This window comes from Avibacterium sp. 21-595, from assembly GCF_023611905.1.
Taxonomy (GTDB): Bacteria; Pseudomonadota; Gammaproteobacteria; order Enterobacterales; family Pasteurellaceae; genus Avibacterium.
In genome coordinates, this window is record NZ_CP091455.1 from 1,755,190 (window position 1) to 1,777,350 (window position 22,161).

Sequence of the window (22,161 nt, forward strand, 5' to 3'; positions counted from 1 at the left end):
CCCCTGATAATGATTGGTAGATTTACTGCTTTTCACCTTTTAACAACTCAGCAATACCTGCCACAGAGCCAATTAAATTACCTGCTTCAAGTGGCATTAATACCACTTTACTATTATTCGCGCCGCCGATTTCTTTTAACGCTTCGGTATATTTTTGGGCAATAAAGTAATTAATCGCTTTGGTGTTTCCACCCGCAATCGCCTCAGAAACCATCTGTGTGGCTTTGGCTTCTGCTTCCGCCGCACGTTCACGCGCTTCGGCTTGTAAAAAGGCTTCTGCTCGCTCCCCTTCGGCTTTGAGAATACGTGATTGTTTCTCCCCTTCCGCACGTAAGATTTCAGCTTGTCGAATCCCTTCGGCTTCTAAAATTTCAGCACGCTTATTACGTTCCGCTTTCATTTGCGCATTCATTGCTGCGATTAATTCGTGCGGTGGACGTACATCACGGATCTCAATACGCGTTACTTTAATTCCCCAAGGATTCGTTGCTTCATCCACAATGGATAACAAACGTCCGTTGATATTATCACGCTGTGAAAGCATTTCATCCAATTCCATTGAGCCTAGCACGGTACGAATATTGGTCATCGTTAAATTGATGATCGCTTGCTCTAAATGGTTCACCTCATAAGCCGCACGGCGAGCATCGATCACTTGCACAAAGCACACCGCATCAATAGAAACATTGGCATTGTCTTTCGAGATCACTTCTTGCGAAGGAATATCTAATACTTGTTCCATCATATTAATTTTGCGACCGACACGATCAACAAAGGGAACAACAAAATTTAACCCGGGGGTAAGTGTACGAGTATAACGACCAAAACGTTCGATCGTCCAATGATAGCCTTGTGGCACAGTTTTAAGGGTAGAAAATAAAACTACGCCGACTAAGATTAAAAAAATAATGGCAGCCGTTGGCAACCCCTCTAATAATTCCATCTCTTTCTCCTACTATAATGATAAATAGTTATGCCGAAGTCTAACAATTACACTGGCTTTTGTATATAGTCGTATCCGCCATTTTTATTAACAAACTCAAATAAATGAGTGATACAACTTGGCACATCTTGCTCTTGATGTGAAACAAACAATAATTGCGTTTCGCTATTCATTACCAGCTGATCAATAAAGTGTTTTACCAGTTTACGATTCACCCCGTCTAACCCTTGCAAGGGTTCATCTAAAATCAATACAGGTGGGTGTTTTACCATTGCTCTTGTAATCAGTAATAAACGCTGCTGTCCCCAAGATAAAGATTTAAACGGCTGATTTGCTTGTGCGGTTAAATTCAATCGGGCAAGCCATTCCATTGCTTTAATGTGCAAAGCATCTGGCACTTTTTGATAAACACCAATACTGTCAAAAAAGCCAGAAAGGATTACATCACGCGCTGAGCAATTCACCCGATAGTCCATATGCAATTGGCTACTGACATACCCCATTTTTTGTTTGATCTGCCAAATGGTTTCACCAGAACCACGTTGATTGCCAAATAAACGCACTTTATTAGCATAAGATTGTGGATGATCGCCACTAATCACGGAAAGCAAGGTCGATTTTCCTGCGCCATTTGGACCTTTTATCCACCAGTTTTCCCCCCGCCTTACTTGCCAATTGAGCTTATCCAGAATTTTTTTATCACCATATTGAATGGTTACCTGCTCTAATTCAAAGAGCGGTTGATTTTCGTCAAGTTTTATCGCTGGCATCGCACGTTCAGGTAAGGGAATATGCTGCGCAGAATCCGCATAGCGAAGTTGTTGATAAAGGCTTTGTTGCGCAATGGTATTGCGTTCCCCCTGCAAAATCACTTCCTGATGCTCTAACAAGGCAAGATGATCGGCTTCATCAGGAATATCATCAAAGCGATTTAATATCAGCAAAATTGCGATTTTTGCTTGTAACTGTGCAAGCAACACTTTCCATTCTTTAGCCGATTGTTGATCCAATCCTTCAAAAGGTTCATCTAAAATGAGCAAATCAGGCTGTTGTACTAAGGCTTGGCATAGCAACACTTTACGACTTTCTCCGGTAGAAAGTTGAATAAATGGGCGATCTAAAAGTGCGGTAATTTTTAACAACGAACTATATTCTTCAAATAAAGCAAGATCCGCGTTTTCTGCAAAAATGGTTTGTTTGGCAGTTTTGCCAAAATCATCAGGGCTTACGCCGTCATTATTGCGATCTTTAAAGGTTTCACTGACAATTTTTTGCTGTTTTTCAAAAGAGAGGGAACAAACAGTTTGAAACCGATTTTCCATTTTCCCCTCAAGCAAAGGCAGTTTGCCTTCTAACGCCAATGCAAGTGCGCTTTTACCGCTGCCATTGCTGCCCACGACACTCCAATAGGCATTGGGCTGAATGGATAATTCATCTATTTTTAAGCGTTGATGATGAGCAAGTTGAAATCTTGCATTTTGAATCGTAATCATACTAGCCACCTATAAAAAAAGCGGAAATTTAATCCGCTCTTTCTTATTTAACATCTTTTCATCTTTAACAAAAAGATTAACCTTTTTGTGCTTCCTCTTCAGAGATACACACCGCCGCCGTAAATACTACGTCAGTAGATGAATTCAACGCGGTCTCTGCGGAATCTTGTAATACGCCAATGATAAAGCCTACGCCGATAACTTGCGCAGCAATGTCATTTGAGATACCAAACAAGCTACAAGCTAATGGAATTAATAATAATGAACCACCCGCAACGCCCGATGCACCACAAGCGCACACGCTTGATACCACACTTAATAATAATGCGGTAGGGAAAGATACTTCCACACCTAAGGTATGCACAGCAGCTAAGGTTAATACCGTAATTGTGATTGCCGCACCTGCCATATTGATACTTGCCCCTAGTGGAATAGAAACAGAATAAGTATCTTCATTTAAGTTTAAGCGTTTTGCTAACTCCATATTTACAGGAATATTTGCCGCTGAGCTACGCGTGAAGAACGCAGTTAAACCACTTTCACGCACACAAGTCCAGATCAATGGATATGGGTTATGACGAGTTTTCCAATACACTAAAATTGGGTTTACGACAAAAGCAGTAAATAGCATTGCACCAATTAATACGCATAATAAACGCACATAATCAAATAATGCGCCTAAGCCTTTATCTGCAAGGGTTTCAGCCACTAAACCGAACACCCCAATTGGGGCAAAACTAATGATGAAGTGAACGATTTTTGATACCCCTTCAGACAGATCATTCATCACATTTTTAGTGGTGTCTGATGCGTGGCGTAACACTAAACCTAAACCAATCGCCCAAGAAAGAATCCCGATAAAGTTTGCATTAAACAGTGCATTGATTGGATTATCCACCACATTTAACACTAAGGTTCCTAACACTTGAGAAACTTCGCTTGGTGGTGATAAAGAATTTTCTTGTGTTTGCAATGCAATTTCTGTTGGAAAAGCAAAGCTAAATAACACCGCAGTTAATGCCGCAAGGAAAGTGCCTAACAAATATAAAATCACCACGGCTTTCATATTGCTTTGCGCACCAATTTTTTTATTCGCAATGGCTGAAATAACCAATAAAAAGACAAGAATTGGTGCAACCGCACGCAATGAGCGCACAAATACTTTACCTAAAAAACCCGCTTTTTCAGCAAGATTAAAGCCGAGCATTGATTGTAAGCTTGGTGCAATAATCGCCAAAAGTAAGCCTAGCACTAAACCGATAGAAATTCTTTTCACTAAACTTCCGTGAAAAAACAAAGAATATAAACGAGATGTATTCATAATAATTTACGATGTTGTGTTTAAGCTGAACCGAATAAATGGGTCAGCAACGAGTTAAAATTTAGATCTAAAATTAGATCCCCCATAGCCCTTGTAAAGATAGCCTAATTTTTTACTAAAGAAAATATAAAATCGTAAATTAACGCATATTATTTACATAAAGATAGAAATATTTCCTTCTAAATTAAATAAAATTCATTATTTTCTCCTTTTTGCCCTAAATCTTGTGCAGTAACACAAAAATGTGAAAAAAATTTTTATACAGTATTGACGAGCTGTATAAAACAACAGTATTATTTTCACTGTATAAAAACCCAGTGAATTTAATGATAAGCGGAGCATCAAGATGAATTACCTCAACCAACAAACCTCGTTCTCCTATCAGCCAATGCCATTTTTAACTGATAGTAAATCTTTCAATTCCACCTTTAATAGAAAACTTGATTTAAATCTTTATTGCATTAAACACCCCCAAAAAACCTGCTTTATTCAGGTAACAAACCCAAATATGCTGGCGTGGGGAATTGAAATGGGCGATATGCTCGTGGTGGAACAAAATGATCATCTTAGCATTGGGGATTTAGTGGTAATGGAACAAAATCATCAATTCTGCATATATGAGTTTGTTGCTTATGAAGATAAAGCATTCATTTTTCTACCGCTGGATGCCAAAATGAAAAGCATAAAATGTGAAAAATGGTCTGCCTTACCCATTATTGGCGTAATTACAAATACCATTCATCAAATAAAACCTAAAAAGCAAATGCGATTTGCCGCTTAACTCATTGAAACGAAAAGTGCGGTGCAAATTTTTTCATTTTTACTGTTTAGGACAAATAAAATAGGAAGCATATAATGAAGCAGTTAGACATTCGTTTTATGAAAGAAAGCGACACAAAACGCCAAGAATATCAATTAAAAATCATTGCTAAGCTGCAAGACGTACTGCCTCGAAAGATTGCGGAGAAATTTGAAGATATTCACGTTCGTATTCGTTTTTCCAGTGCGGCAGGCGTGGAGATAACAGGTATCAAAAATAAAGACGAAAAGGAACGTTTAATGGAATATTTAGAAGAACTCTGGAACGACAGTTCGTTGGTTGAACTGGATTGATAAAGCAAGATAGAAGCGAATATTCATTGCGTTCATCATATAAAAAATCATAAAAAAACCACCACACTTTAGTTTATCTATGCCATTAGCTTCTAGGGGGATCTCTATTTGAATAATGCGACTAAAAAGAGACAAAATCGCTAGCAAAATTAGGTAAATTATGCAGAGAAGTGGGATATTCTCAAACTATTTCACAAAGTTTTGCAGGGTTTGGGAATTTTAGACCATTACATTATTCACATACCCAATAAGGTTCGCCCTAAATATTCATCGAAGAAAAAAATAAAGTGCGGTGTTTTTTTTAACAATTTATTCCAGCCAAGTGACCAATTCTTCCATCGGTTTTCTTGATTTCGCTTTAATCTCTTTCGCCCGATAACCAAAGGTAACGATCACAGAAACGCCCCATTCCACTGGATCAAACGCGCCTGACTGGGCTAAAATTTGATTCACCGCTTCATAGTTAAAGCCTTCTATTGGACAGCTATCCACACCAATAAATGCCGCGCCTGTCATCATATTTGCTAATGCGATATAGGTTTGCTTACTTGTCCAATCGAATAATGCCCGTTCACTTTCCAGCACGTTCATATCATTTTGTTGAAAAGTGCGGTATTTTTCTTTCGCTTTTTCCATTTGTTCTGGCGTTAATCCACGCTTAATTAAGGCATTATGCAAATAATCTGAATCGTAACGTGCATTTTTCTTTGCTAAAATCGCCACCACATAACTCGCTTCATCAAGCTGAGTTGCCATTCCCCAGCTGACCGGTTTAAGCTTTTCACGTAATTCTGGATTTTGAATGACGACGAAGTGCCAAGGCTCTGATCCCACTGAACTTGGTGATAAACGAGCAAGCTCTAAAATATAATCAAAATCCTCACGGCTCACTTTTTTATTTGGATCGTAATAACGTGTTGCGGCACGAAAACGAAATCGTTCTAATACTTGTTCTTTACTGATTACACTCATTATACTTTCTCCCGATAAGGTTAAATGCCATCATTATAGCAAGCACAGTAAAAATTCAGGAAATGCTATGACAATTAAAGTTGATAGGCATCAAATAAAAAAGTTACCTATTTTTGTTAGGTAACTTTTTTAATCTAGGTTGAAGTTCTGTTTAAAAAATCAGATTATTCAACCACTAATGTGCGACAAGTGTTTGTTCCACCAGAGGTTAGAAGATCACCTTGAGTTAATAACACAAGATCACCCGTTACTAAGTAGCCTTTATCTTTCAATAATTGCATCGCCGCTTTCAATCCTTCAATGGTACGGCTTTCTTGATCGAAATGAACAGGTACAACACCACGATATAATGCACAAAGATTTAATGTTTCTTGGTTACGAGATAAGGCAAAAATTGGTAAGCCAGAACTAATGCGAGACATTAATTTCGCTGTATGTCCGCTGTTTGTCATTGCAATAATTGCGGCAACCCCTTTCATATGGTTCGCAGCAAACATTGCTGACATCGCAACCGCTTCTTCAATCGTATCAAAAGTGCGATCAACACGGTGGCGTGAAACGTTTACGCTAGGCATTTTTTCTGCCCCTAAACACACTTTCGCCATTGCTGCCACGGTTTCAGCAGGATATTGCCCCGCAGCGGTTTCAGCAGAAAGCATTACTGCGTCTGTACCGTCCAATACTGCATTGGCTACGTCCATTACTTCCGCACGGGTTGGCATTGGGTTGCTGATCATTGATTCCATCATTTGCGTTGCGGTAATCACCACGCGATTTAATTGACGAGAACGACGGATTAATTTTTTCTGTACGCCCACTAATTCAGGATCGCCAATTTCAACGCCTAAGTCACCACGGGCAACCATAATCACATCAGAAGCAAGAATAATATCGTCCATCGCTTCATCACTCATTACGGTTTCTGCACGTTCTACTTTTGCCACAATTTTCGCTTTAAGACCGGCTTCTTCCGCTAATTGACGTGCATAGTTCAAATCAGCACTTGAGCGAGGGAAAGACACGGCTAAGTAATCCACCCCAATACGTGCTGCAGTAATAATATCTGCTTTGTCTTTTTCCGTTAAGGCATCGGCAGATAACCCACCGCCTAATTTATTGATCCCTTTATTATTTGAAAGAGGCCCGCCGACAGTCACTTCAGTGAAGACTTTTGCGCCTTCAGTTGATAATACTTTTAACTGAACACGACCATCGTCTAATAATAAAATATCACCCGGAACAACGTCTTGTGGTAAGGTTTTATAATCTAAACCAACGGCTTCTTGATCCCCTTCACCTTTTGGTAATTCTGCGTCTAAAACAAATTTATCACCCACATTTAAGAAAATTTTGCCATCTTTAAAAGTAGAAACACGAATTTTAGGCCCTTGTAAATCCCCTAAAATCGCCACAGTTTTACCTAATTTTTGTGCAATTTCACGCACACGTTGCGCACGCCCAATGTGATCTTCAGGCGTACCGTGAGAAAAGTTCATTCTCACTACATTAGCACCCGCCGCAATAATTTTTTCTAAATTATTACCACGGTCTGTAGAAGGCCCCATAGTACATACAATTTTGGTTCTTCTTAGTCTTCTAGACATTACTTACTCCATTGTTCTTCAAAATACAAACTAAAAATTGCGAGCTATTATACGCCTAAAACCCAGCAAGATCGAGATCGCCTACGCGAAAAACAGCAAAAAACGCTAAGCCATTGATTAAATTTATGGCAATTAATCATACAATATGAAAAATGCCCTTGTGTTACACGGCAAAAGTCGCTAAGATACGCACCAAATTTCAGTGCGACTATAGCTCAGTTGGTTAGAGCACCACCTTGACATGGTGGGGGTCACTGGTTCGAGTCCAGCTAGTCGCACCATTTCTTCTAATTCCCCCTAAATTTTCTCTTATTTAATACTCAATTTCTCTGCGCCCAGAAAAAGAATGTCCAAGCGTGTTACTATCCACCGTTTCTAGCTCTCCGCCCACTGGGATACCGTGCGCAATACGGGTGACTTTGATATTGTATTGCATACAAAGTTCTGCGATATAATTGGCGGTTGCCTCACCTTCCACCGTTGGATTGGTGGCGAGAATCACCTCCTTAAAGGTTTCATTTTGCAACCGTCTATTAAGCAAGTCTAAACCGATTTCTTTTGGCCCGATACCGTCTAAAGGGGAAAGATGCCCCATTAAGACGAAATAACGCCCTGAGAATTGCCCCGTTTGTTCAATGGCTTGAATATCTGAAGGTTGCTCCACCACACAAAGCAAACCAGTGTTTTGACGACGTGGATTATGACAAATGGTACACACGTCTTCTTCAGTAAAGGTTCTGCATTGTTCGCAATGCCCAATTTTCGACATTGCGGCGGTTAAAGCACGCGCTAGCTCCATTCCACCGTTGCGATCCCGCTGCAACAAATGATATGCCATACGTTGTGCTGATTTCGGTCCGACTCCGGGTAAACAGCGCAGTGCATCAATAAGATTTTCTAATAATGGGCTTGTTTGCATTGTTTTGCCTAAAATAAATAAAAAAACACACCGCACTTTGATTTTTAAGAAAAAATGAAGTGCGGTGCAAAATTAGGAAAATTTAGAACGGCATTTTAAAACCGGGCGGTAATGACATTCCTGCGGTAACCGATGCCATTTTTTCTTTTTGCAATTCTTCTGCACGGCGAACAGCATCATTAAACGCGGCTGCAATCAGATCTTCAAGCATTTCTTTATCGTCTTCCATTAAAGAAGGATCGATTTCAATACGGCGACAGTTATGCGCACCATTTACCGTAATTTTTACCAAGCCTGCGCCAGATTCACCCGTTACTTCCAACTGTGCAATTTCTTCTTGCATTTTTTGCATACGATCTTGCATTTGTTGGGCTTGTTTCATTAAGTTGCCTAAGCCACCTTTTCCAAACATAATTTTTATCCTCAGTGTTAATAAGTCGCAACATTCTAACGAAAAATTAATAAATTGGGAATAATGAAATCTGTGTTAGAATGCCAAGCTTTGTTTTAGCTAATTGATGTTGTCCCTATGCGATTATTTATAGCCGAAAAACCTAGCCTTGCACGCGCCATTGCCGATGTGTTGCCCAAACCCCATCAGCGTGGTGATGGTTTTATTCGTTGTGGCGAAAATGATTGCGTAACTTGGTGCGTTGGCCATTTATTAGAGCAAGCCGAACCGGAGGCTTACGATCCCAAATTCAAAATGTGGCGCTTGGAAGATTTACCCATCGTGCCGCAAAAATGGTTGCTTATTCCACGCAAAGCGGTGAAAAAACAATTGGATACCGTAATCAAGCTCATTCATCAAGCTGATGAACTGATCAATGCCGGCGACCCTGATCGTGAAGGGCAGCTTTTAGTCGATGAAGTATTTAGCTATGCCAATCTTTCTGCCGAAAAAAAAGCTCAAATCCAACGTTGCTTAATTAGTGATTTAAACCCAAGTGCGGTGCAAAAAGCAGTAAAAAAATTACAATCTAATCAACACTTTATTCCCCTTGCGACATCAGCTCTCGCCCGCGCTAGAGCCGATTGGCTTTATGGCATTAATATGACGCGTTCCTATACTAAACGTGGGCAAAATATGGGCTATCGCGGTGTGCTTTCTGTGGGTCGCGTGCAAACCCCAGTATTGGGTTTGATCGTTCGCCGTGATCTGGAAATTGAAAACTTCCAACCAAAAGATTATTTTGAAGTGCAGGCTTTCGTGCAAACAACGGAAGAAATCGCGCAAAAATTCACCGCACTTTGGCAACCAAGCAAAGCCTGTGAAGATTATCAAGATGAAGACGGACGCGTACTCTCACGAGCCTTAGCAGAAAATGTCGTGAAACGTATCACAGGACAACCTGCAACAGTGACGGATTATCAAGACAAACGCGAAAAAGAAGCCGCTCCCTTGCCTTATTCTCTTTCTGCCTTGCAAATTGATGCCGCAAAACGCTATGGGCTTTCTGCCCAAGAGGTGTTGGATACCTGCCAACGTTTATATGAAACGCACCGCTTGATCACCTATCCACGTTCAGATTGCCGTTATTTACCCACAGAGCATTTTGCTGATCGTCACAAGGTGATGAATGCGATTTCCGCACAAGCCCCCGATTATCAATCATTACCCAGTATCATTAATCCTGAACAGAGAAATCGTTGCTGGAATGATAAAAAAGTGGAAGCACACCACGCCATTATCCCAACGGCAAAAAATACCCCCGTTAATCTCACACAAACAGAACGAAATATTTATCAGCTTATCGCTCGTCAATATTTAGCCCAATTCTGTATTGATGCGGAATATCGTCGCTGCAAAATCACCTTAAATATAGCAGGGGGAAAATTTATCGCCCAAGCCAGTAATCTACAAGTGGCTGGCTGGAAAGAACTTTGGGGTAAAGAAAATGACGAGCAAAATAACGCCGAACCCTTGCTTCCTGAAGTAAAAAAAGGGCAAGAATTATTCTGTGAAAAAGGGGAAATTCTCAGCAAGAAAACCCAGCCACCAAAACCATTTTCTGATGCGACCCTACTTTCAGCAATGACAGGGATCGCACGTTTTGTACAAGACAAAGCCTTAAAAAAAATCCTACGCGAAACAGATGGCTTAGGCACAGAAGCCACTCGCGCAGGCATCATTGAGTTGCTATTTAAACGCGGTTTTATCTATAAAAAAGGGCGTCATATTCACAGTAGCGAAACAGGGAGAATTTTAATCCAAGCGTTACCTGATATTGCCACGCTGCCCGATATGACCGCACATTGGGAAGCCCAGCTCAACAGCATTAGCCAAAAAGAATTGAATTATCACCAATTTATGCACGAATTGGTACAATCCCTACCTGCCCTGCTCAGTTATACCAATTTCGATGCGTTACGGCAGCTTAGTGCATTATCTCGACAACAAATGACGACAAAAAATGCAAGCGCAACGAAAAAGAAAAGTGCGGTGGAAAAATCATAAGTTTTACGGCAAGTTAAATTGCTTACAATTAAAACAATCGACAATTTTTTAAAGAAAATCGCTTGCGCGCTGTTTTAATATTCGCTAATATTCGCCCGTTAATTTTTGGTATCCAATAACAAGAGAAGAAATAATGTATCAAGCACTGTTAATTATCTACTTAGTTGTATCTGTTATCCTTATTGGTTTCATTTTAATCCAACAAGGTAAAGGTGCAAACGCAGGTGCTTCATTTGGAGGCGGTGCATCAGGTACAGTATTTGGTGCAAGTGGTGCAGGGAATTTTTTATCCCGTACAACCGCAATCTTAGCAGTTATCTTCTTTGTTACTAGCCTTGCTATTGCTAACATTAACTCTCACCACGGTGAGGTAAAACAAGGCAAATTTGATAATCTTTCACAAGTTGCAGAAAAAATTCAAGAACAGCAACCAAAAGTGGAAGAAAAACAAAATTCAGATATCCCACAATAATCTAAACCGAATTTTGCTCTGATGGTGGAATTGGTAGACACGCTATCTTGAGGGGGTAGTGTCCATAGGACGTGCGAGTTCAAGTCTCGCTCAGAGCACCATAACACTTAACTAAGCCTTTCGTAATCACTCGAAAGGCTTTTTTAATGCCTGTAATTTCAAGGCGTTAGCCTATTTTGCTTATCGCAACTGACCGTAGCTAATTGAGTTAAAGGGCGGATCGTAGTAACTATAATGGTAACTATGAACAGAATATCGTTACGATCCCATTTTTAATAGTGACTAAAAGTACACCGCACTTAATGGATATAAAAATAGCACTCATACCGAGTGCTATTTGTGTTTTAAATATCTACAGGTTGCCAATCTTGCCCTTTCACTGGTGGTAACCAAGGGCTGCCTTTTATACATAAAGACCATAAATAATCAGGTATGCGATAATGATCTGGTTGCTCAGGATCAAGTGCGGTGATAATTTCTTGCGTTTTTCCTTGAGCAATTAACGTCGCAAGATTTGGGTTAATCATTATAGACTTACCCACACCAACAAACTCTACCCATCCTGTATTCAAGGCGCCAACAAGCTGTTCTGCGCTGAATAAATTTCCCACTCCAATAAGCGGTAAACGGCCATTTAGACGTTGATGAATTAATTCAAGACGGGCAGAATGAGTATCTGCACCACGGCGAGCCTTTTTATAAAAATCCCACAATGACACGTGTAAATATTGTAATGGCTTCTCAGCTAAAGCGGACACCAATTCAAGCGTGTCTGTCATTGTTAATCCATTCTCACCCGGCTCTTCTGGCGATAAACGATAGCCAATAATGAATGCTGGGCATTGATGTTTCTCACGCATTGCATTCACTGCATCGATCACTGCAAGTGGGAAACGCAAACGATTTGTCAAATTCCCTCCCCACTCATCGGTACGTTGATTACTTTGCTTAGAGAAAAATTGCTGAATTAAATAACCGTTCGCCCCGTGAATTTCTACCCCATCAAACCCCGAGCGAATAGCAAGCTCTGTGGCGAAAGCAAAATCTTGAATAATTTGCAAAATTTCTTCTTGAGTCAACGCCCTTGTTTGTGTGTCAGGATCTGCTGAAGGCGCCACTTTCTCTTTTCCATTCAATAATTCGGATAGTGCTAATTTCCCGCCGTGATGAAGTTGCAGAATGGCTTTTGCACCTTGCTGTTTAATAATCTCCGCAGTTTTACTTAAACTTTCCAAATGAAATTCATTTAACGCTTCTGGCTGTCCTTGAAATGCCTTACCATTTTCTGACACCAATGTTGCTGCGGTAATAAACATTCCCATATTTTCTGCACGCCCTTGCAAAAATTGAGCCTCTTGGCTTCCTAATGTGCCATCAGGGTTTGATGCAAAATGGGTTAAAGGGGCAACCACTAAACGATTTTTGATTTCAACATTGTTATTCAAAAAATACGGTTGAAATAACGCTGAAAATTTCTGTTCCATTCGATTCCTCATTCATTTATTTATAAAATCTTTTCTATCATACGTGCCAAATGATAAGAAAAATAGTGTTTTCCCTTACAAGAGGAAAATTTAATACATATGAGGGATTTTTGCACCGCACTTTGATTTTTCTTTGCTCTTCAACGCTGACGTGATAACATTCAATATAATTATGCTAATTATTCTCATTTTTAAAATCTATTAATATGATTAAACGCCGTTATTTGTTTATCTTATTATTGTTACTTTCGGGTATTTCCCTCTTTTTAGGCGTAAGTACCGTTAATTTGCAAGGATTATTCAATTTTGATACTCAGCAGTGGCAAATATTTTTGATTAGCCGTTTGCCCCGTTTAGTCAGTATTTTGATTGCTGGGGCATCATTGAGTATTTGTGGATTGGTTATGCAGCAGTTAAGCCGTAATCGGTTTGTTTCCCCAACCACAGCAGGCACGATGGATAGCGCAAGGCTAGGCATTTTAATTGCAATGTTACTGTTTCCTTCTGCTTCAATGTTACTCAAAACAAGTGTTGCAATTCTGGTTTCTTTTTGTGGCACATTGTTGTTTATGACGTTGCTTTCTAAGCTGAAATTTAAAGATAGCATTTTTGTGCCGTTAGTCGGCATTATGTTTGGCAATATTATTAGCGCTATCACCGCATTTATTGCCTATCAACAAGATTTGTTACAAAACCTTTCTGGTTGGTTGCAAGGCGATTTTTCCTTAGTAATGGCTGGGCGTTATGAAATGCTATATTTCAGCATTCCGGCATTGATGCTTGCTTATCTTTTTGCCAATCGCTTTTCCATCGTAGGAATGGGGCAGGATTTTGCAGTCAATCTTGGTTTGAACTATCAGCAAGTGCTTTATTTAGGCTTAGCCATAGTCGCAACGGTATCATCGATCATCATTGTCTCGGTGGGGGTTATCCCCTTTCTCGGGCTGATTATTCCCAATATTGTTACCCTTTATTTGGGGGATAATTTGAAAAAAGTACTGTCTCACACCGCACTTTTAGGTGCTGTTTTTGTGCTGTTTTGCGATATTCTGGGGCGCGCGTTGATTTATCCTTACGAAATTTCCATTAACGCCATTGTGGGCGTATTCGGCAGTGCCATTTTTCTTTATATGCTGTTAAAACAAAGGGTTCAAAATGGTTAAGCACGTTTACGATCCTAAAAAATCATTGATTTTACTGAGTATTTTCGCATTACTTAGCATAGTGCTGTATGTGTTTTATCATCTCCCTACTCGCTGGGAATATGCCTTATATAACCGCGCTCTTGGCGTGCTTGCTATTGTAATGACAGGTGTGGCAATTGCACTGGCTACGATGATCTTCCAAACTATTGTAAATAATCGCATTTTAACGCCGAGTATTTTAGGCTTGGATAATCTGTATTTGCTCATTCAAACCCTGATTATTTTTCTCTTTGGTTCAAGCACATTAACCTCAATGAACCCCATTGTATTATTTTTTGTTTGCACCAGTTTGATGATGTTATTCGCACTAGGTCTCTATCGTTTTTTGTTTAAAAATGAACAACAAAGCCTGTTTTTCTTGCTTTTAGTGGGGATCATTTTTGGCACCTTTTTCCAAAGTTTAACTTCTTTTATGGAAGTACTCATCGATCCCAATGAATTTCAGATCGCACAAGACATCGGCTTTGCCAGTTTTAACCGTATCAATCTTGATATTTTATGGATCGCGCTAGCTGGCTTACTTGCCACAATGCTTTATACCCTACGCTATGTGCGTTATTTTGATGTGCTTGCTCTTGGACGTGAACAAGCAATTAACTTAGGTGTGAATTATCCCGCGATCACTAAGAGATTACTCATTGTTGTGGCAATTTTAACGTCAATTTCCACCGCACTTGTTGGGCCTTTAACCTTCTTGGGCTTATTGGTGATGAATATTACCTTTGAATTTATTCGTACTTATCGCCACACAATATTAATCCCCGCCGCAATGCTGATCGCCGTGATTACCCTTGTTTTCGGGCAATTACTGGTTTCCCAAGTCTTCACCTTTAACACCACCTTGAGCATTATCGTGAACTTTGTTGGTGGCATCTATTTCCTTTATCTGTTATTAAGGACAAATAAAAAATGGCAATAGAGATTAAAAATATTAATAAATCTTATGGTACTAAAAAAGTCGTAGATAACCTTTCGGTTACCATTCCGCAAGGTAAAATTACCTCGTTTATCGGCCCAAATGGTGCAGGAAAAAGCACGGTGCTTGCCATTATCAGCCGTTTACTGCGTGCAGATAGCGGCACGGTAAACCTAAATGGGGTGCCATTACATCAGCAAAAAAGCAGTGACATTGCTAAACAACTTTCTATTCTAAAACAATCCAATCACATCAACTTGCGTTTAACGGTGGAAGAATTGGTTGCCTTCGGGCGCTTTCCTTATAGCCAAGGAAATTTAACCAAAAACGACCGCACTTTTATTGATAATGCGATTGCCTATATGGATCTAGGCGAGTTTCGCCATCAATATATCAACCAGCTTAGCGGTGGGCAGCGCCAACGTGCCTATATCGCAATGACCTTGGCGCAAGATACAGATTACATTTTGCTTGATGAACCACTGAACAATTTAGATATGAAACATTCCGTCCAAATTATGCAAGTGCTACACAAGCTCACTACCGAATTGAATAAAACGGTAGTCATTGTGATCCACGATATTAATTTTGCCTCTTGTTATTCTGATTACATTATTGCAATGAAAGACGGCAAATTAGTTCATCAAGGGGACGTTACCACAATGATGCAAGAACCCATTTTAGCGAGCATTTACGATATGCCAATCCCAATTCAACAAATTAATCAGCACAAAATTGCTGTGTATTTTCGACATCAATCAGCTTAATACAGGAGTATGCTATGAAAAAAACCTTCTCAACCCTTGCCCTCAGTCTTTGCGCCTTACTCGGCGTTGCCAGTGCGAATGCAGCGGATATTACCGTAGAAAATGCAGCTGGCAAACAAGTTGTGCCACAAAATCCTAAGCGTGTCGTGGTGCTTGATTTCTCAGCAGTGGATACCCTTCGCGCACTAGGTGCAAAAGATCGCATTGTTGGCATCAGCAATGCCGGCAAAGTGCCTGAATATTTAAGCGAATTTAGCAAAGAACATTACGCGAGTGTTGGCGTGCCACCAGAGCCTGCGTTTGAGAAAATCAATGATCTTCACCCAGACCTTATCATCGCCACCGGTCGCCAAGAAAAAGTATTGGATCGCTTAAAAGAAATTGCGCCAGTCTTTTTTGTTAAAGTGGACTACAATAATTTCTATCCAAGTTTCCAACAAAATATCCACGCATTTGGACAAATTTTTGATAAACAACAAGTGGCAGATGAAAAACTGGCACAGCTAGACAAACAAATGAAAGCCCTTGCAGAGAAAACCAAAGGCAAAACCGCCCTACTTGCTTTAGTCAATGAAAGCCGTATGAGTGCTTTTGGTGAAAACTCTCGCTATGGTATCGTTTATAGTGGTTTTGGCTTCACCCCTATTGATAAAAATATTAAATCCTCCACCCACGGAATGAGCATTGGGTTTGAATATGTGCTAGAAAAAAATCCAGATTATTTATTGATCGTGGATCGTACCGCAGCCATTACGGACAAAGCCAATAATGCCCAAACCGTGTTAGATAACGCTATCATTCACCAAACTCAAGCGTATAAAAATAATCATATTGTTTACTTAAATGCCGCAAATTGGTATTTAACTTTCGGTGGTTTGGAAAGTATGGGGATTATGATCGATGAAGTAAAAAGTGCGGTGGAAAAATAGGGCATTTTTTATCACAAACAATAAACTATGAATTCCCCCTTTTTAAAGGGGGAATTTTTATCTCACATTACATTACCTCTCGCACCTCAACTTTACGATTTTCATAACGAGATTTTGTACAGGCATCAGCAGTTGCAATCGCCGCTCTTGCTGCTTCCCCTGTGAGTAATTTCTCAAATTCCTTACTTGGCTGCATACCGTGCATAATGTCATTGAGATATTTCATTTCTTTACGCATTACAGAATTGAGCCAAAGCGGTGTACGTTTACCGGGATGACCATATTGAATTGCACCATCCATTTCTGTTCCAGTATAAATCCGTGTGCGATCATCATCTTCCTCTTGGCTTTCGTGAATCAAGAAATGGCTATCCTTTCCGTCCACACGTAATGTTCCACCACAATGAGACATATCTAATTTAATCGCCCCCTTTTCCCCTTGGATAAGAACATAATGCTCTCCCCAGCGAAACGCCGATCCCCATTCCAATACAGCAAATCTTCCATCATCAAATTCGAGATTGAGAAACAACATATCATCTTCATCCCCAAATCCCTCCCCTCGATGTGCAAGATTACCAGCTGTCATCGTAACCGTTTTAGGCATTCCGCCCATTAAAAATTGAACACAATCTAATTCGTGGATATGATGATAGAGATGCCCTCCAGATTTAGAACGCACTTTCTTCCAAGAAACTGTTGGTTGTAAATCTTCCCAACCATTGCGAGCAGTATGACAATAAAGCACTTTTCCGATCACACCTTGATTGATCAGCTCTTTTGCGTGATGCACACCATTAAAGAAATTCATAATATGCCCAGCCATAAAAATAACATTATTTTCTTCACAAGCCCTTACCATTTCATCACAATCTTGATAGCTTAATGCAATCGGCTTTTCGCAAAAAACGTGTTTTTTATATTTTGCTGCAAGTAGTACAGGTTCTTTATGTAAGTAATTCGGCGTTGCGACAATCACACAATCAACATCGGAACGATTAATTGCTTCTTCTAAAGAATTCGCTTCCTCACAACCTAATTCTTCGGCAATTATTGCACCATTTTCTGGATCATAAACTACTATTATCTGTGCATTTTCATTTTCATTCATAATTCTAGCCAAATCTGCACCAAAATAGCCGACTCCAATTACTGCATAATTTTTCATTTGATATCTCCTAAATAGAATAGATAAGTTTATTTAACTGAGCCTTCCGAAAGCCCACCTGCAATTTTGTTTTGGATAAAAGTAAAAAATAGCACTGACGGCAAAACAACCAACACGGAAGCCGCCATCATATCTCCCCAATCTAAAATCTCTGCACCATTTAATGAACGCAATGCGACTGCGACTGTCATTTTGCTCGTATCATTCACTAAAATAAGTGCATATAAAAATTCATTCCACGCATTAATAAAGGTATAGATTGCTGTTGCCACAATTCCCGGAGCGACTAACGGCAGAACAATTTTGAAAAATACAATAAATTTATTTGCACCATCAATCCGTGCAGCTTCCTCAATTTCAATAGGAACTGTTCGAAAAAATCCAACTAATAACCAAACAGCATAAGGAACACTAAATGAGAGATATACGACAATAAGCCCTGTTGTTGTGTTAGTTAATCCAACTTTTGCCATCGCAATAGAATAGGGAATTGCTAACAGGATTGGCGGGAAAATATAGGTAGTAACCAAGAGCTTCGACATTATTGCTCCCAACTTAGGGAAAAATCGAACAATACCATAAGCTGCCATCGCTGAGATCACAATAGCAATGACTGTGGTAATCAAGGCAATAAATAAGCTATTTTTGATATTTACAATAAAATGTAAGTCATTAATAACGTGTTCAAAATAATCTAAAGTGAATACTTTTGGAAAAAAACGAGTAGGTTCACTGGTTAATTCACCTTTGCCCTTGATAGAAGAAAGGATAATCCACACCAAAGGAAATACTGCAACGACTGTGGCGCTCAATAAAAAGAGATGTGCAACAATATCACCTAAAATAGATTTTTTTGTTTTCATTTTATTCCCCCTCTTTTTCCCAACGACTAATCACTTTGAAATAGATAAAACAAACAAGTAATAGGAAGATAAATAACAGCACGGTCACCGCCGAAGAGCGACCAAGCATTTTAGTTCCCCACCCCATATTGTAAGCGAAGATAGGTAGCGTCATCGTTGAATTTGCAGGTCCGCCCCCTGTGATGAGATAAATAATATCGAAATTGTTAAATACCCAAACCGTACGTAAAACCACCAACAGCCCGATGACAACTCTAATATGAGGTAAGGTAATATGACGGAATACTTGCCACACATTTGCGCCATCAATTTTGGCAGCTTCGTATTGCTCTTGAGGAACAGTTTGTAAGGCCGAGAGAACATTAACCATAATTAATGGGGCACCAAACCAGATATTAATAAAGACAAGACTAATAAATGCCCAAGTACTATTAGAAAGAAAATGTGGTGCAATATCCATTAGCCCAAGTTTAACAATCATATTTGGTAAATAGCCGTATACACCGTTTAAAATCCATTGCCAAGAAAAAGCAATGACAATCGTTGGAAATGCCCAAGGAATAATTAATAAGATTTTATATAACCATTGTAAATGGCGAATACGATGTAATGCTATTGCAAGTGCAAATCCCACTAATACTTGCCCTACCAAAGAAAATATGGTCCATAAAATCGAATTAGAAAATGCTGACCAAAAGCTAGGATCATTAATTACTGCGATATAATTATCAAACCCAACAAATTTCCAGTTCTGAATAATTAAATTTTTATTGGTAAAGCTATAAAAAATACTCGATAAAAATGGATAGATGAATAATATTGATACCACTATCATCGCAGGTAGAACAAAAATCCATCTTGTATAGCTTTTTTGATACATAATTCCCCCTTCCCAAAATGAGAATATGCTTATAAGGTGAAATAGGGCGGCGAAACCGCCCTAGTAATTATTGAGAAATGGTTTCAAATAGCGTATTTAGTTGCTCTTCCGCTTTTTTCGCCGCTGTCATAGGTTCAGTACCGTTAATCACAATATCTTGGAACATTGCTTCGATAATATGTTGGTTAGTCAGCAAACCAGCATATACATTAGGACCATACTCATAGCCAATCGCTGAACCAAGATTGACTGCCTCTTGAATCACTTGTTCTGCGTGGCTAAATTCTTGGCGGATAGGTAAATCTTTATAAGCAGGATCATCATCAATACCTGTAATTGCTGGCAGCATTCCTACTGGCACTGCATTTAAGAACTGGATATAACGATCTTTTTCATAAATTGACGCCATAAATGCTTTAGCAATTTCTGGATGTTTTGACTTTTTCCACACAACTAAAGGAAAACTTAATGTTTCAGATCCCCCCTGAGGGTCGTTAATATTCCTTTTAGGTACAGAATAAGCATCAATATAAGGTAATAAATCTGGAGAATTTGCCTTCACGCCACCAATATGAAATCCAGAATTAAAATCAAAGGCAGCCTTGCCCTGATAAAACAACGTGGCTTGTTGCAAAATATTATAATTCACTGCATCTTTTGGTGATGTCTCTTTGTACATTTTTACCCAATATTTAATCGCCTCTTGAGCTAATGGACTTGTCAAATCAACTTTATGCTCTTTCGTTAGAAGCGTTCCTCCTCCGCTTCGCATGTAAAGATCAAGGAAAATTGTCGCAACATAATCATTCGTTCCCATTGGTACAGAAAGCCCATAAACGCCATCTTTAGTTAAGGCTTTCGCCGATTGATAAAGTTCTTCCCACGTTTGTGGCACACTTAAGCCGTTTTTATCTAATAAATCTTTCCTCACCCAAAGCACTTTGGCGTGAGAATACAGTGGAATAGAATAATTATTTTCGCCCACCGTTCCTTCATTAATCGCATTAGCGGAGAAACGATCGCGTCCAATCTTATCAATTACATCATTAATTGGCGTAAGAGCATCAACATTGATCATTTCGATCACTTGATTTGGCAAGGCAGAACTTAAATCTGGTACATTTCCAGAAGCTAAGCCAGTTGTCCATTTTGTATAAAAATCGTTCCACGAAAATGTCTCAATTTTGATCCGCACTTTAGGATTTTTTTGCATAAAATCATTTGCCGCTTTTTGGATCACTTCTAAACGAGGACCTTGTGTAAAGGAATGCCACATCGTAATATCGCCTGCTAACTCGGTAGATTCATTTGTTGCCAACGTGTTCACCGATTGTTTTTCTTCTTTACAGCCATTTAACACCAGTGCACCTAGCACCACCGATGCTGCCACTGTCAATAATTTTTTCAATTTCATAATTCACCTCATTGTTGTATGCACAATTAAAATAATGCTTGCTCGCTAATTGGATCAAAAAAATGAACCCGTCTCATATCAAACGCAAGCGTGATTTCTTGCTCCATTTCAATTTTCTGCCGCGAATGAACAATGGCTTTAATTGACTGCTTACCTAATTGAGTATGTACAATGTATTCTGCACCAAGTAATTCCGCAACATAAACAGGCGCTGTTACCCGTGCATTTTTGTATGATCCCAATAACAATGGTTCATTGGTAATATTCTCAGGACGAATTCCTAAAATTACCTCCCGATGTTCTTTGCCTAGATAGGTTAAATGTTGCCAAATATCCTCAGGTATCGCTAAGCGATGCTCATCAGAAGTCAAAAATGCCTGATTTTCCAACCGCCCTTTTAAAAAGTTCATTGTCGGCGCGCCAATAAATCCAGCAACAAATAAATTTGCCGGCTTATCATAAATCTCTTTCGGAGTACCAATTTGCTGTACAATTCCCGCACTCATAACCACAATGCGATCTGCCATTGTCATCGCTTCAGTTTGATCGTGAGTAACATAAATCGTTGTCGCATTCAGTTTTTTATGAATGCGAATAATTTCTGCACGCATATTGCTACGTAACTTAGCATCTAAATTAGAAAGTGGCTCATCCATCAAAAACACTTTTGGTGAGCGTACAATCGTTCTTCCCAAAGCAACGCGTTGCCGCTGTCCCCCGGATAACGCTTTCGGTTTACGCTCTAGTAATTCATCTAAACCTAAAATTGCTGCGGCTTCACGCACTTTGCGGTCAATTTCCGCCTTATCAACTTTACGTAATTTCAACGCAAATGCCATATTTTCATAAACGGTCATATGAGGATAAAGTGCATAAGATTGAAACACCATTGCGATATCGCGATCTTTTGGCTCAACATCATTAACACGATGCTCATCAATAAAAAAATCGCCTTCGGAAATATCTTCTAAACCAGCGATCATTCTTAATGTTGTTGATTTACCACAACCTGACGGGCCAACTAACGCAATAAACTCTTTATCTGCCACTTCAAGATTAAAATCTTTTACTGCTTCAAAGCCATTACGATAACGTTTATAAATATGTGATAAAGAAAGTGTTGCCATAACGTTTCCTTCTTTGTATTCAACTTAAGATTTAACTGACAAAAAGTTAAAAATAAGCTACCATTTAAACAACATAGAGATAAGACATCATACCTCTCTATTCCAGAGATATG

At 39.4% G+C, this 22,161-nt stretch carries 21 protein-coding genes and 2 tRNA genes; 10 read left to right on the forward strand and 13 right to left on the reverse strand.

The genetic code is table 11. The features are described from left to right. Positions 1 to 22 precede the first annotated feature (22 nt). From L4F92_RS08095 to sstT, 3 genes are all read right to left on the reverse strand, one after another. Positions 23 to 943, reverse strand: a complete 921-nt coding sequence (locus tag L4F92_RS08095; RefSeq protein WP_250349790.1) for an SPFH domain-containing protein — start codon at positions 941 to 943, stop codon at positions 23 to 25. A 47-nt stretch (positions 944 to 990) separates the two neighbouring features. Further along, the gene (modF, locus tag L4F92_RS08100; RefSeq protein ID WP_250363355.1) at positions 991 to 2,436 is read right to left on the reverse strand and encodes a molybdate ABC transporter ATP-binding protein ModF; all 1,446 of its coding nucleotides are present in this window, start codon (positions 2,434 to 2,436) and stop codon (positions 991 to 993) included. A 76-nt stretch (positions 2,437 to 2,512) separates the two neighbouring features. Beyond that, on the reverse strand, positions 2,513 to 3,757 hold the full coding sequence (gene sstT / locus L4F92_RS08105) for a serine/threonine transporter SstT (protein ID WP_250363356.1): 1,245 nt from the start codon (positions 3,755 to 3,757) through the stop codon (positions 2,513 to 2,515). 346 nt (positions 3,758 to 4,103) lie between these two features. On the opposite strand from sstT, the gene L4F92_RS08110 reads away from it, so the two are divergent. Both L4F92_RS08110 and L4F92_RS08115 read left to right on the forward strand, forming a co-directional pair. Beyond that, positions 4,104 to 4,538, forward strand: coding sequence for a LexA family protein (locus tag L4F92_RS08110; RefSeq protein WP_250363357.1), 435 nt, complete (start codon positions 4,104 to 4,106; stop codon positions 4,536 to 4,538). 74 nt (positions 4,539 to 4,612) lie between these two features. Continuing rightward, on the forward strand, positions 4,613 to 4,870 hold the full coding sequence (locus L4F92_RS08115) for a DinI-like family protein (protein WP_250349786.1): 258 nt from the start codon (positions 4,613 to 4,615) through the stop codon (positions 4,868 to 4,870). Between the two features lie 309 nt (positions 4,871 to 5,179). On the opposite strand, the gene L4F92_RS08120 is transcribed toward L4F92_RS08115, so the two are convergent. Next, entirely contained in the window at positions 5,180 to 5,842 is a 663-nt protein-coding gene (locus L4F92_RS08120) for an NAD(P)H-dependent oxidoreductase (RefSeq protein ID WP_250363358.1), read from the reverse strand. A gap of 164 nt (positions 5,843 to 6,006) precedes the next feature. Next, positions 6,007 to 7,446, reverse strand: a complete 1,440-nt coding sequence (gene pyk, locus L4F92_RS08125) for a pyruvate kinase (RefSeq protein WP_250349784.1) — start codon at positions 7,444 to 7,446, stop codon at positions 6,007 to 6,009. Between the two features lie 204 nt (positions 7,447 to 7,650). Here pyk and L4F92_RS08130 point away from each other — a divergent pair. Further along, positions 7,651 to 7,727 (forward strand) — tRNA-Val (locus L4F92_RS08130). A gap of 32 nt (positions 7,728 to 7,759) precedes the next feature. Here L4F92_RS08130 and recR read toward each other — a convergent pair. After that, the gene (gene recR, locus L4F92_RS08135) at positions 7,760 to 8,365 is read right to left on the reverse strand and encodes a recombination mediator RecR (RefSeq protein WP_250363359.1); all 606 of its coding nucleotides are present in this window, start codon (positions 8,363 to 8,365) and stop codon (positions 7,760 to 7,762) included. Positions 8,366 to 8,447: 82 nt separating this feature from the next. Then, a complete protein-coding gene (locus L4F92_RS08140; RefSeq protein ID WP_103853095.1) occupies positions 8,448 to 8,777 on the reverse strand; it encodes a YbaB/EbfC family nucleoid-associated protein in 330 nt (109 codons plus the stop codon). A gap of 117 nt (positions 8,778 to 8,894) precedes the next feature. Here L4F92_RS08140 and L4F92_RS08145 point away from each other — a divergent pair, with 117 nt between their 5' ends. From L4F92_RS08145 to L4F92_RS08155, 3 genes are all read left to right on the forward strand, one after another. Continuing rightward, positions 8,895 to 10,823 carry a DNA topoisomerase III gene (locus tag L4F92_RS08145; protein WP_250363360.1) on the forward strand — a complete coding sequence of 643 codons (1,929 nt, stop codon included), beginning with the start codon at positions 8,895 to 8,897 and terminating at the stop codon, positions 10,821 to 10,823. Positions 10,824 to 10,956: 133 nt separating this feature from the next. Beyond that, positions 10,957 to 11,295 (forward strand): preprotein translocase subunit SecG, encoded by a 339-nt coding sequence (gene secG, locus L4F92_RS08150; protein WP_250349781.1) that lies wholly within the window; start codon positions 10,957 to 10,959, stop codon positions 11,293 to 11,295. 15 nt (positions 11,296 to 11,310) lie between these two features. Beyond that, a tRNA-Leu gene (locus tag L4F92_RS08155) sits at positions 11,311 to 11,396 on the forward strand. 243 nt (positions 11,397 to 11,639) lie between these two features. Here L4F92_RS08155 and L4F92_RS08160 read toward each other — a convergent pair. Then, positions 11,640 to 12,779 carry an NADH-dependent flavin oxidoreductase gene (locus tag L4F92_RS08160; RefSeq protein WP_250363361.1) on the reverse strand — a complete coding sequence of 380 codons (1,140 nt, stop codon included), beginning with the start codon at positions 12,777 to 12,779 and terminating at the stop codon, positions 11,640 to 11,642. A gap of 206 nt (positions 12,780 to 12,985) precedes the next feature. Between L4F92_RS08160 and L4F92_RS08165 the strand changes: the two genes are divergently transcribed. The 4 genes from L4F92_RS08165 to L4F92_RS08180 are packed head-to-tail and all read left to right on the forward strand — an operon-like array spanning position 12,986 to position 16,596. Then, complete coding sequence (locus L4F92_RS08165; protein ID WP_268739349.1) at positions 12,986 to 13,942, forward strand: ABC transporter permease; 957 nt, start codon at positions 12,986 to 12,988, stop codon at positions 13,940 to 13,942. Next, positions 13,935 to 14,903 (forward strand): iron chelate uptake ABC transporter family permease subunit, encoded by a 969-nt coding sequence (locus L4F92_RS08170; RefSeq protein WP_250363362.1) that lies wholly within the window; start codon positions 13,935 to 13,937, stop codon positions 14,901 to 14,903. Before L4F92_RS08165 ends, L4F92_RS08170 begins: the two co-directional genes overlap by 8 nt. Next, the gene (locus L4F92_RS08175; protein ID WP_250363363.1) at positions 14,894 to 15,667 is read left to right on the forward strand and encodes an iron ABC transporter ATP-binding protein; all 774 of its coding nucleotides are present in this window, start codon (positions 14,894 to 14,896) and stop codon (positions 15,665 to 15,667) included. The genes L4F92_RS08170 and L4F92_RS08175 overlap by 10 nt, the downstream gene beginning before the upstream one ends. Positions 15,668 to 15,681: 14 nt before the next feature. Beyond that, complete coding sequence (locus L4F92_RS08180) at positions 15,682 to 16,596, forward strand: siderophore ABC transporter substrate-binding protein (RefSeq protein WP_250363364.1); 915 nt, start codon at positions 15,682 to 15,684, stop codon at positions 16,594 to 16,596. Positions 16,597 to 16,663: 67 nt separating this feature from the next. Here the strand turns inward: L4F92_RS08180 and L4F92_RS08185 are convergent, their stop codons facing one another. The 5 genes from L4F92_RS08185 to L4F92_RS08205 form a co-directional block, all read right to left on the reverse strand. Continuing rightward, positions 16,664 to 17,764, reverse strand: a complete 1,101-nt coding sequence (locus tag L4F92_RS08185; protein WP_250363365.1) for a Gfo/Idh/MocA family protein — start codon at positions 17,762 to 17,764, stop codon at positions 16,664 to 16,666. Positions 17,765 to 17,793: 29 nt separating this feature from the next. Beyond that, positions 17,794 to 18,627 (reverse strand): carbohydrate ABC transporter permease, encoded by an 834-nt coding sequence (locus L4F92_RS08190; protein ID WP_250363366.1) that lies wholly within the window; start codon positions 18,625 to 18,627, stop codon positions 17,794 to 17,796. Position 18,628: 1 nt separating this feature from the next. Then, a complete protein-coding gene (locus L4F92_RS08195) occupies positions 18,629 to 19,507 on the reverse strand; it encodes a carbohydrate ABC transporter permease (protein WP_250363367.1) in 879 nt (292 codons plus the stop codon). 67 nt (positions 19,508 to 19,574) lie between these two features. Continuing rightward, positions 19,575 to 20,921: an ABC transporter substrate-binding protein gene (locus L4F92_RS08200; RefSeq protein WP_250363368.1), complete on the reverse strand. Its 1,347-nt coding sequence runs from the start codon at positions 20,919 to 20,921 to the stop codon at positions 19,575 to 19,577. 26 nt (positions 20,922 to 20,947) lie between these two features. Next, positions 20,948 to 22,048 (reverse strand): ABC transporter ATP-binding protein, encoded by a 1,101-nt coding sequence (locus L4F92_RS08205; RefSeq protein ID WP_250363369.1) that lies wholly within the window; start codon positions 22,046 to 22,048, stop codon positions 20,948 to 20,950. Between the last annotated feature and the right edge of the window lie 113 nt (positions 22,049 to 22,161).

Excerpts from the sequence above, each read along its gene's own strand:
- L4F92_RS08175 (WP_250363363.1), top strand. The coding sequence starts at position 14,894 with ATGGCAATAGAGATTAAAAATATTAATAAATCTTATGGTACTAAAAAA.
- sstT (WP_250363356.1), bottom strand. The coding sequence starts at position 3,757 with ATGAATACATCTCGTTTATATTCTTTGTTTTTTCACGGAAGTTTAGTG.
- L4F92_RS08115 (WP_250349786.1), top strand. The coding sequence starts at position 4,613 with ATGAAGCAGTTAGACATTCGTTTTATGAAAGAAAGCGACACAAAACGC.
- L4F92_RS08205 (WP_250363369.1), bottom strand. The coding sequence starts at position 22,048 with ATGGCAACACTTTCTTTATCACATATTTATAAACGTTATCGTAATGGC.
- L4F92_RS08180 (WP_250363364.1), top strand. The coding sequence starts at position 15,682 with ATGAAAAAAACCTTCTCAACCCTTGCCCTCAGTCTTTGCGCCTTACTC.
- L4F92_RS08145 (WP_250363360.1), top strand. The coding sequence starts at position 8,895 with ATGCGATTATTTATAGCCGAAAAACCTAGCCTTGCACGCGCCATTGCC.
- L4F92_RS08160 (WP_250363361.1), bottom strand. The coding sequence starts at position 12,779 with ATGGAACAGAAATTTTCAGCGTTATTTCAACCGTATTTTTTGAATAAC.
- recR (WP_250363359.1), bottom strand. The coding sequence starts at position 8,365 with ATGCAAACAAGCCCATTATTAGAAAATCTTATTGATGCACTGCGCTGT.
- modF (WP_250363355.1), bottom strand. The coding sequence starts at position 2,436 with ATGATTACGATTCAAAATGCAAGATTTCAACTTGCTCATCATCAACGC.
- secG (WP_250349781.1), top strand. The coding sequence starts at position 10,957 with ATGTATCAAGCACTGTTAATTATCTACTTAGTTGTATCTGTTATCCTT.
- L4F92_RS08195 (WP_250363367.1), bottom strand. The coding sequence starts at position 19,507 with ATGTATCAAAAAAGCTATACAAGATGGATTTTTGTTCTACCTGCGATG.
- L4F92_RS08140 (WP_103853095.1), bottom strand. The coding sequence starts at position 8,777 with ATGTTTGGAAAAGGTGGCTTAGGCAACTTAATGAAACAAGCCCAACAA.
- L4F92_RS08170 (WP_250363362.1), top strand. The coding sequence starts at position 13,935 with ATGGTTAAGCACGTTTACGATCCTAAAAAATCATTGATTTTACTGAGT.
- L4F92_RS08120 (WP_250363358.1), bottom strand. The coding sequence starts at position 5,842 with ATGAGTGTAATCAGTAAAGAACAAGTATTAGAACGATTTCGTTTTCGT.
- L4F92_RS08200 (WP_250363368.1), bottom strand. The coding sequence starts at position 20,921 with ATGAAATTGAAAAAATTATTGACAGTGGCAGCATCGGTGGTGCTAGGT.
- L4F92_RS08110 (WP_250363357.1), top strand. The coding sequence starts at position 4,104 with ATGAATTACCTCAACCAACAAACCTCGTTCTCCTATCAGCCAATGCCA.
- L4F92_RS08190 (WP_250363366.1), bottom strand. The coding sequence starts at position 18,627 with ATGAAAACAAAAAAATCTATTTTAGGTGATATTGTTGCACATCTCTTT.
- pyk (WP_250349784.1), bottom strand. The coding sequence starts at position 7,446 with ATGTCTAGAAGACTAAGAAGAACCAAAATTGTATGTACTATGGGGCCT.
- L4F92_RS08165 (WP_268739349.1), top strand. The coding sequence starts at position 12,986 with ATGATTAAACGCCGTTATTTGTTTATCTTATTATTGTTACTTTCGGGT.
- L4F92_RS08095 (WP_250349790.1), bottom strand. The coding sequence starts at position 943 with ATGGAATTATTAGAGGGGTTGCCAACGGCTGCCATTATTTTTTTAATC.
- L4F92_RS08185 (WP_250363365.1), bottom strand. The coding sequence starts at position 17,764 with ATGAAAAATTATGCAGTAATTGGAGTCGGCTATTTTGGTGCAGATTTG.